The sequence below is a fragment of the Pradoshia sp. genome, assembly GCF_051873915.1.
Lineage (GTDB): Bacteria > Bacillota > Bacilli > Bacillales > Pradoshiaceae > Pradoshia.
Genome location: NZ_JBJEFJ010000128.1, coordinates 1 through 9,093, shown reverse-complemented (window position 1 = coordinate 9,093; position 9,093 = coordinate 1). Strand labels below are relative to the sequence as shown.

At 43.9% G+C, this 9,093-nt stretch carries 7 protein-coding genes and 9 tRNA genes; 15 read left to right on the top strand and 1 reads right to left on the bottom strand.

The window, feature by feature from the left end; translation table 11 throughout:
• Nucleotides 1–68: 68 nt before the first annotated feature.
• The 9 genes from ACI35L_RS11550 (at nt 69) to ACI35L_RS11510 (ending at nt 958) form a co-directional block, all read left to right on the top strand.
• Nucleotides 69–143 (top strand) — tRNA-Asn (locus ACI35L_RS11550).
• 16 nt (nt 144–159) lie between these two features.
• A tRNA-Thr gene (locus ACI35L_RS11545) sits at nt 160–232 on the top strand.
• Nucleotides 233–259: 27 nt separating this feature from the next.
• Nucleotides 260–334, top strand: a tRNA-Glu gene (locus tag ACI35L_RS11540).
• Nucleotides 335–344: 10 nt separating this feature from the next.
• Nucleotides 345–420: transfer RNA gene (locus ACI35L_RS11535), tRNA-Val, on the top strand.
• A gap of 82 nt (nt 421–502) precedes the next feature.
• Nucleotides 503–575 (top strand) — tRNA-Thr (locus ACI35L_RS11530).
• Nucleotides 576–587: 12 nt separating this feature from the next.
• Nucleotides 588–671 (top strand) — tRNA-Tyr (locus tag ACI35L_RS11525).
• 54 nt (nt 672–725) lie between these two features.
• Nucleotides 726–800, top strand: a tRNA-Gln gene (locus ACI35L_RS11520).
• 6 nt (nt 801–806) lie between these two features.
• A tRNA-Lys gene (locus tag ACI35L_RS11515) sits at nt 807–879 on the top strand.
• 4 nt (nt 880–883) lie between these two features.
• Nucleotides 884–958: transfer RNA gene (locus ACI35L_RS11510), tRNA-Gly, on the top strand.
• A gap of 648 nt (nt 959–1,606) precedes the next feature.
• Here the strand turns inward: ACI35L_RS11510 and ACI35L_RS11505 are convergent.
• Nucleotides 1,607–1,777 carry an aspartyl-phosphate phosphatase Spo0E family protein gene (locus ACI35L_RS11505; protein WP_082197219.1) on the bottom strand — a complete coding sequence of 57 codons (171 nt, stop codon included), beginning with the start codon at nt 1,775–1,777 and terminating at the stop codon, nt 1,607–1,609.
• Nucleotides 1,778–1,940: 163 nt separating this feature from the next.
• Here ACI35L_RS11505 and sigW point away from each other — a divergent pair, with 163 nt between their 5' ends.
• The 6 genes from sigW (at nt 1,941) to glmS (ending at nt 9,069) form a co-directional block, all read left to right on the top strand.
• Nucleotides 1,941–2,504, top strand: coding sequence for an RNA polymerase sigma factor SigW (sigW, locus tag ACI35L_RS11500; protein ID WP_049672506.1), 564 nt, complete (start codon nt 1,941–1,943; stop codon nt 2,502–2,504).
• 14 nt (nt 2,505–2,518) lie between these two features.
• Nucleotides 2,519–3,121, top strand: coding sequence for a zf-HC2 domain-containing protein (locus ACI35L_RS11495; protein WP_439802930.1), 603 nt, complete (start codon nt 2,519–2,521; stop codon nt 3,119–3,121).
• Nucleotides 3,122–3,297: 176 nt separating this feature from the next.
• Nucleotides 3,298–4,119, top strand: coding sequence for a diadenylate cyclase CdaA (gene cdaA, locus ACI35L_RS11490; protein WP_049672504.1), 822 nt, complete (start codon nt 3,298–3,300; stop codon nt 4,117–4,119).
• A complete protein-coding gene (locus ACI35L_RS11485; protein ID WP_049672503.1) occupies nt 4,112–5,407 on the top strand; it encodes a CdaR family protein in 1,296 nt (431 codons plus the stop codon). The genes cdaA and ACI35L_RS11485 overlap by 8 nt, the downstream gene beginning before the upstream one ends.
• A gap of 63 nt (nt 5,408–5,470) precedes the next feature.
• A complete protein-coding gene (gene glmM, locus ACI35L_RS11480) occupies nt 5,471–6,823 on the top strand; it encodes a phosphoglucosamine mutase (protein ID WP_049672502.1) in 1,353 nt (450 codons plus the stop codon).
• Nucleotides 6,824–7,266: 443 nt separating this feature from the next.
• Nucleotides 7,267–9,069, top strand: a complete 1,803-nt coding sequence (gene glmS / locus ACI35L_RS11475) for a glutamine--fructose-6-phosphate transaminase (isomerizing) (RefSeq protein WP_049672500.1) — start codon at nt 7,267–7,269, stop codon at nt 9,067–9,069.
• The last annotated feature ends 24 nt before the right edge of the window (nt 9,070–9,093 follow it).

The following is a 9,093-nucleotide window of genomic DNA, read 5'->3' as shown; positions in this document are numbered from 1 at the left end:
CGCCGATGGTAGTTGGGGCTCACGCCCCTGTGAGAGTAGGACGTTGCCGGGCACATACCTTATACTATTCCGCAGTAGCTCAGTGGTAGAGCATTCGGCTGTTAACCGAACGGTCGTAGGTTCGAATCCTACCTGCGGAGCCATTTCTTGCTCGATTGTGCTTCCATAGCTCAGCAGGTAGAGCACTTCCATGGTAAGGAAGAGGTCAGCGGTTCGAGCCCGCTTGGAAGCTCTCGATTGCAGTTATGAAAAAGAAAGAGGCCCCTTGGTCAAGCGGTTAAGACACCGCCCTTTCACGGCGGTAACACGGGTTCGAATCCCGTAGGGGTCACCATTATCTATATGGAGGATTAGCTCAGCTGGGAGAGCATCTGCCTTACAAGCAGAGGGTCGGCGGTTCGATCCCGTCATCCTCCACCATTAAAATTACCAAACATTTCTTGGTGAAAGTGAACGAAATATCGTTTATACTAATAAATGTCTTATGAAACGTTGATATTATGCCGGTGTAGCTCAATTGGTAGAGCAACTGACTTGTAATCAGTAGGTTGGGGGTTCAAGTCCTCTTGCCGGCACTCTTAATAATCGGAGGGGTAGCGAAGTGGCTAAACGCGGCGGACTGTAAATCCGCTCCTTCGGGTTCGGCAGTTCGAATCTGCCCCCCTCCACCATTTCTTATAAGAAACATCCAACGGACAAAAGAGATTGTCCCTTTTTCTTTTTATTGGGCTATAGCCAAGTGGTAAGGCAACGGACTTTGACTCCGTCATTCGTAGGTTCGAATCCTGCTAGCCCAGCCAATATGAGAGCCATTAGCTCAGTCGGTAGAGCATCTGACTTTTAATCAGAGGGTCGAAGGTTCGAGTCCTTCATGGCTCATTTTGCGGAAGTAGTTCAGTGGTAGAACACCACCTTGCCAAGGTGGGGGTCGCGGGTTCGAATCCCGTCTTCCGCTCCAATGAATAATAATAGTTAAACCTTAGTTGCAATGCAATTAAGGTTTTTTTGTGTGCATCCTGCATAGGCGAAAACTTGGTGGTACAAGTCCACTACAGGCTTGGCAATAGGAACGGTTAGCGAAAGGGAAGGCGGCTATTGTGAGGTAGTGGCTGAAAGAAGCTGGACGCAAACTCCCGGACGGACGAACAGAAACTAGATACAAGGCTGGCTTAGGTCAGATGAGCCTGCACAACAAGACGAAGTCCAATACTGCCCGAAACCTAATGGAGGAAAGTGTAAACTAGGCATTCCAACCGTTATCGACCGAATGCTTCAACAAGCTATCCATTTCCAAGAGTTACGTCCTTCACCGCTCCTTAACAGATAAAGAGCTGGCACGTCACGGATATGAAGACATATCTGTGAAATACCAGCTCATTTACTCAAGCTATTGAACCGCCGTATACGGATCTGTACATACGGTGGTGTGAGAGGGGAAATTCAAGTGAATTTCCCCTTTACTCGATTTTTAAAGGGTACGAATATAAGAATAAATCATTTTATACATTGCTTGTCATATGAGGCAACAAAGCCTACAATTGAGGAGAATGGAGCAAGAGCGATTATTAGAGGACATGAAAAGAAGCAGCATCCTGTATATAGAGGACTACTGCTTTTTGTATACGTACCTTGTTTGATTTTGATACTGATTGATTAACGAATCAAGTTCAGTACTAGCCTTAATGACATCAGAATCGACCATTGAAGAGTGAGAAGCCAATGTAATCATCCGTTGGCGGTATTTCTCAATATCCTTCATTAATGTATGTAGTTCCAATTCGTCACTCCTTACTTACCATATATATTCCTTTTTTACCCAAAATTTTCAAAAAATAAACACTTTCTTTATTCATTTTTATAAAACATGCTAATAAATGAAACTTTTTTCTAGGGCCAGGCGTATATAAGCAAAAAGGCCGCTAATGCGGAGGATGGGAAATTTGGAAGGACTAATAAAAGAAAGAATCCAACAAGTGCGTGATGGAGACCAGCGTGCCTTTGAGGATATAGTTGAATTTTATAAAGACAAGGTATTCCAATTATGCTATCGCATGCTTGGAGACCGCTATGAGGCTGAGGACGTCGCACAGGAGGCCTTTCTTCGGGCATACGTAAATATCCATACATTCCAGATGAACCGTAAATTCTCGACTTGGTTATACCGGATTGCGACGAATCTTTGTATAGATCGAATTCGAAAGAAGAAGCCGGATTTCTACTTGGACGCTGAGGTGGCTGGAACGGAAGGGCTTGATATGTATTCTCAAATTCCCTCCGCTGAGAAACTGCCTGAGGAGGAGCTCGAGAACCTGGAGCTGAAGGAAAGGGTTCAGCTGGAGATTCAAAAGCTTCCCGAGAAGTATCGAGCAGCAATTGTGCTGAAGTATGTGGATGAGCTTTCCTTAAAGGAAATCAGCGAGATTCTCCATTTGCCGATTGGAACAGTCAAGACGCGAATTCATAGAGGAAGAGATGCATTGCGCAAATCAATGCAATCTTTATAATGAGGTGAATGATAATGAGACAATGTCCGGATGATATCGAGGAATATATCCATGATTATCTTGATGGAGAGATTGATAAGGAAAAAGCAAATATACTCCTGGCTCACATCGCGGACTGTGATGAGTGCATGCTGACATTTCAGGAGCTGAACAGAACGATTGCCTTGCTGCAAGGTTCTCATATAGAAGCACCAGCTGGCTTCACAAACAAGGTTATGGATTGCTTGCCAAAGCAATCTCGCAAGATAAATATGAAAAGATGGCTTCAGCGAAATCCTGTCTTGATTGCTGCCTCCATGTTCCTCATGCTGATGGGTGGAACGATGTTCTCCTATTGGGGAGAAGAACAGCAGTTTTCCTTCTCGAAGGATCCAGATATCGTCGTAATGGGTCAGACCGTTATTGTTCCAGAGGGCAAGACGATTGAAGGAGATATGGTCGTCAAAAATGGCAATATTAAGGTTGAAGGAACCGTCCAAGGTGATCTAACCGTTATTAACGGGGAGAAGTATCTTGCCGGAGCTGGAGAGGTAACAGGAGATATAGAAGAGATTGATCAATTATTTGAATGGGTTTGGTATAACATTAAAGAAACCGTGAAAAATATAATTGAATAAGACCTCGTGATAAATTGGTGGACCTTCCGGATGGAGGTCTGTTTTTTTGAACACACAGATTAGACTGAACTGTTAGAGTTTGTCCGACAGTATGTTATAATAATGGAGTTATATGTATGGACGGGCATAAGAATTAAAAGCCGTCAATGGGAAAGGACATGACTGGAGGACATGACATGCCGTTTCTAGAGAATTTTTCTTTATTAGATTATATAATCAGTATCGCAGATATATTTCTGGTCTGGCTGGTATTTTATAAATTATTGCAAATTATACAAGGAACAAAGGCTGTACAGCTATTAAGAGGGATCATCTTAATCATCGGCGTACGGTTTGCAAGTGAGATTATTGGGCTTAATACGCTGAGTTACCTTATGGAGCAAACGATGACATGGGGGGTACTCGCCATTATCATCATCTTCCAGCCTGAGCTTAGGAGAGCCCTTGAGCAGCTGGGAAGGGGCAAATGGTTCCGCTCCACGAGTATTGAAGATAATGAACATGAGCAAATGATTGAGGCCATTGTGAAGTCTACAAGCTATATGGCGAAAAGGCGGATTGGTGCTTTGATGTCCATTGAACGAGAAACAGGCCTGAATGACTATATTGAGACAGGAATTTCACTTGAATCAAAGGTGACCTCTGAATTGCTCATTAATATCTTTATTCCGAATACGCCGCTTCATGATGGTGCAGTGATTCTGAAAAATAATCAAGTTGCCGCGGCAGCATGTTATCTGCCTTTATCTGAGAGTCCATTTGTTTCAAAGGAGCTTGGAACACGACATAGGGCAGCACTTGGCATTAGTGAAGTAACAGACAGCATTACCATTGTTGTCTCAGAGGAGACAGGCAGTGTGTCTCTCACGAAGAATGGAGAGCTCTATCGGAATCTTTCTCTGGATGAGCTTCAAAACATGCTGGAAAATGAATTGACGATCAGCAATAAAACGACTTCTTCAAATCTTTGGAATTGGAGGTCGAAGAGAAATGGATAAAATCACATCGAGCGGATGGTTTATGAAGGTCGGCGCGTTTGTGATAGCGTTCCTGCTATTTATTTCTGTCAACAGTACTCCTGGAAATATTACAAGCACACAATCAAAGGAAGGGTCCACACTTATTAATGATGTACCTGTTGAAATATACTATGACACAGACAATTTGATTGTCAGCGGTGCTCCAGATACAGTGGGGATTACTCTTGAAGGTCCTGAAAGTATTGTAATGGCTACACGCAATAAGATGGACTTTGAGATCTATATAGATTTATCCAATGCAGAAATTGGCTCTCAAAGAGCGCCTATCGAAGTGAAGGGCTTGTCTGATAAGCTGAATTATCAGCTAACCCAAGCTTATGTGGATGTAGATGTCGAGGAGAAGGTGACAGAGGAATATAAAGTCGAGGCGGAGTTTGATAAGAGTGTTCTAGGTGAGGGCTATCAAGCCGGTTCACCGGTCATTGACCCTGCAAAGGTGCAAATCACGGGTGCGAAGAGCTTGGTTAATCAAATTGCCATAGTCAGAGCTGCAGTGAACACAGATGGCAATGTGACAAAGGATATTAATACTGAGGCGGCTGTTCAAGCATATGATGCCAATATGAATAAGCTGGATGTCATCATCAAGCCGGCTTCGGTCAATATTACAATCAATATTAGCAGCCCATCGAAGGAGGTTAACTTGAAGGCGGTTCAAAAAGGGACAGAGCCTAAGGGAGTCACCATCGAGGATGTAAAGCTGGATACCGATAAGGTCACCATTTATGGAGATGTATCTGTTCTGGATAAAGTGAAAGAAATTGAAGTACCGGTGGATATCAGCAGCATTAAAGAGGATACCACGCTAGAGCTGCCGGTCAGCCTCCCAGACGGGGTAGTTGGCTCATCAACTGATACGGTGAAGGTCACTATTGATGTTAAGGAAGACGAAAGTGAGGACAAAGCTGAAAAGGAAGAAGAGGCAGCTTCGACAGAGATAAAAGAAGCTACCGAGACACTCGCTGGCATTCCAATTGGCATCCTAGGGCTGGATGAGAATTTATATGAGGCCAATTTCATTAAGCCAGAGGGCGGGGCTGTATCAATAGAAGTAACAGGGGATGAATCAGTCCTCAAAACATTAAAGACGAGTGATATTACAGTCTCAGTGGATGTTACAGGTCTTGAGGCAGGGGAGCACCAGGTTACAATGAATGTGACAGCACCTGATGAGGTTCATTGGGAGCTTCCCAACGACAGCAAGACCGTAAACATAGAGTTATTAGAAAAGAATTCAGAAGGATAAAATCCATTTTCTTTCATGCCCGCGGGCTGAAAAGAGAGGATATCTAGAAGGAGAGATTTGAACATGGGTAAATATTTCGGTACAGATGGTGTGAGGGGTGTAGCGAATAGCGAACTGACACCTGAGCTTGCTTTTAGGCTAGGCCGATTTGGAGGATATGTATTAACCAAGCATACAGATGAGCGTCCTAAGGTGTTAATTGGACGTGATACCAGGATTTCCGGCTATATGCTGGAGAGTGCACTGGTAGCAGGTCTTCTCTCTATAGGAGCAGAGGTTATGCGTTTAGGCATCATCTCAACCCCAGGCGTAGCTTATTTAACAAAAGCTCTAGGTGCACAGGCCGGAGTCATGATTTCTGCCTCACATAATCCTGTAGCGGATAATGGTATCAAATTCTTCGGCTCTGATGGATTCAAGCTGTCTGATGAACAAGAGGGAGAAATCGAAGAGTTACTTGATATGGAAGCGGACGAACTTCCACGCCCAATCGGTGGTGACCTTGGTACAATCAATGACTTCTTTGAGGGTGGACAGAAGTATATTCAATACTTGAAGCAAACAGCTGATGAAGACTTTACAGGTATTCATGTGGCTCTTGATTGTGCACATGGTGCCACATCCTCTCTTGCGACGCATTTATTTGCTGACTTGGATGCAGATACCTCTACGATGGGGGCATCTCCGAACGGATTGAATATCAATGAGGGAGTTGGATCTACTCATCCTGAACAGCTGGCTCAATTCGTCCTTGAAAAGGGAGCAGATATTGGTCTTGCTTTTGATGGCGACGGCGACCGCTTGATTGCTGTTGATGAAAAAGGCCAAATCGTTGACGGTGATCAAATCATGTATATTTGTGCGAAATACATGAAGGAGCATAACCGCTTGAAGCAAGGCACAGTCGTGTCAACAGTCATGAGCAATATGGGCTTCTACAAGCAGCTTGAGGCTAATGAAATTAAGAGTGCTCAAACAGCTGTCGGTGACCGCTATGTAGTGGAGGAAATGAAAAAAGGCGGCTACAATCTCGGTGGAGAACAGTCCGGTCATATCATTTTCCTTGATTACAACACAACAGGAGACGGATTATTAACAGGTGTGCAGTTAATTAATATTATGAAGCTGACGAAGAAGCCATTGTCTGAGCTGGCTGCTGAGATGACCGTCTATCCGCAAAAGCTTGTGAATATCCGGGTTACAGATAAGCACCATGTAACAGATAATGAAAAGGTGAAGGCAATCATTGAGCAAGTCGAAGGGGAAATGAACGGAAACGGCCGTATCCTCGTTCGTCCTTCTGGAACAGAGCCGCTTGTTCGAGTCATGGCTGAAGCACCGACACAGGAGCAATGTGATGCGTATGTCGACCGTATCGCAGATGTCGTTCGAGCAGAAATGGGATTGGAAAATTAGGCAGAGTGAATGATGCATAAGCGGGGGCAAACCTCCTGCTTATGCATATTTTATATTGGAGCGGGTATACAAGGATTGTTTGACTATGTATTGGGTAGAATTCTGAATTGACTGATTGAGTTGAACCGTGTATGCTAGGAAGTGATTCTAAAAATAGAATGGAGGATAGAAGTCGGGTTTTCTGTATAAGCGCCAGAACTAAACCCATGTGGTGGGATTTAGTTGACGAGGTGGAGGTTATCGAAATGTTCGGCGGGAGCCTCCCAGCTTACATGTGCGGGCTGCAACTCTTTTTACCAAAACAGTTTGGCGACAAACTGGACAGAATAAAGAGAGAAGCACATAACAAATTTGCTGATCAGAGGTAAGGGGGCAAGAATGCCCCTTATTAATATAGAGAGCATTCTTGTTCCCTTCTTCTTATTATAGGAGGATAAACAAGTATGTGTGGAATTGTAGGATATATTGGACATCAAGATGCAAAAGACATTTTACTAAAAGGCTTGGAAAAGCTTGAATATAGAGGATATGATTCAGCGGGTATCGCGGTCATGAATGAAAACGGCGTACATGTCTTCAAAGAAAAGGGACGTATAGCGGATCTTCGCGAGGTTGTTGACAGCAATGTAAGTACAACAAAAGGAATTGGTCATACACGCTGGGCAACTCATGGGGAGCCTAGCTGCAGGAATGCCCACCCTCACCAAAGTGCCAACAAGCGTTTCACTATTGTGCATAACGGTGTAATCGAGAACTATGAGCAATTAAAGAAAGAATACCTGGAAGGCGTTGAACTTTTGAGCGACACGGATACGGAAATCATCGTGCAGCTTATTAGTAAGTTCGTCGAAGAAGGGTTATCTGTAGAAGCGGCTTTCTCTAAGACGCTTACTTTATTGCATGGTTCTTATGCGATTGGCTTATTGGATGAACAAGATGCAGATACAATTTATGTCGCGAAGAATAAGAGTCCGCTTTTAGTAGGTGTAGGACTTGGATTCAATGTTATTGCAAGTGATGCAATGGCGATGCTTCAAGTAACAGATCAATTCGTTGAGTTAATGGATAAAGAAATGGTTATCGTCACAAAGGATGACATCACCATTAAAGAACTTGACGGAAAAGTTGTTGAGCGTGAGCCATATACTGCAGAGCTGGATGCTAGTGACATTGAAAAAGGTACGTACCCTCACTATATGCTTAAAGAGATTGATGAGCAGCCGTTGGTAATGCGCAAGATTATCCAGAACTATCAGGATGAGTCTGGCGATTTGACAATCGACCCGGCAATCATCAATGCCATCAATGAGGCAGATCGTCTCTATATCATTGCTTGCGGAACGAGCTATCATGCTGGTTTAGTTGGTAAGCAAATGTTTGAGAAAATGGCAAAGGTTCCAGTAGAAGTGCATGTAGCATCTGAATTCAGCTACAATATGCCTCTTCTCTCTGAAAAGCCATTGTTCATCTTCATCTCTCAAAGCGGTGAGACGGCAGACAGCCGTGCCGTATTGGTCCAAACGAAAGAGATGGGCTACAAAGCGCTTACTATCACGAATGTACCAGGCTCAACATTATCACGTGAAGCGGATTACACTTTGCTCCTTCATGCAGGCCCTGAAATTGCCGTTGCCTCAACAAAAGCTTATACAGCACAAATGGCTGTATTAACCATTCTTGCTTCTGTTGTCGGAAAAGCAAAAGGACAATTGGGAGACTTCCAGGTCGTGAAAGAACTCGGCATTGTTGCTAATGCAATGGAAGCTCTGTGTGATGATAAAGACCGCTTTGAAATGATCGCGCGTGAATATCTATCCGTAACACGCAACTGCTTCTTTATCGGTCGTTCAATCGACTACTATGTATGTCTAGAAGGAGCACTCAAGCTAAAAGAAATTTCTTACATTCAGGCAGAAGGATTTGCTGGCGGCGAATTGAAACACGGTACGATTGCCCTTATTGAAGAAGGCACGCCGGTAATCGCACTTGCAACACAAGAAGACGTTAACCTAAGCATCCGCGGCAACGTAAAAGAAGTTGCGGCACGTGGTGCACACACTTGCATCATCTCTATGCAGGGACTTGAGCAAGAGGGAGACGCTTATGTATTGCCTGAAATCAATCCAATGTTAACACCTCTTATCTCTGTAGTACCATTACAGTTAATTTCTTATTATGCTTCCCTTCACCGCGGCTGTGACGTAGATAAACCACGTAACTTGGCTAAATCGGTGACAGTGGAATAAGGTTAGATGTAAACCGACCAAAAT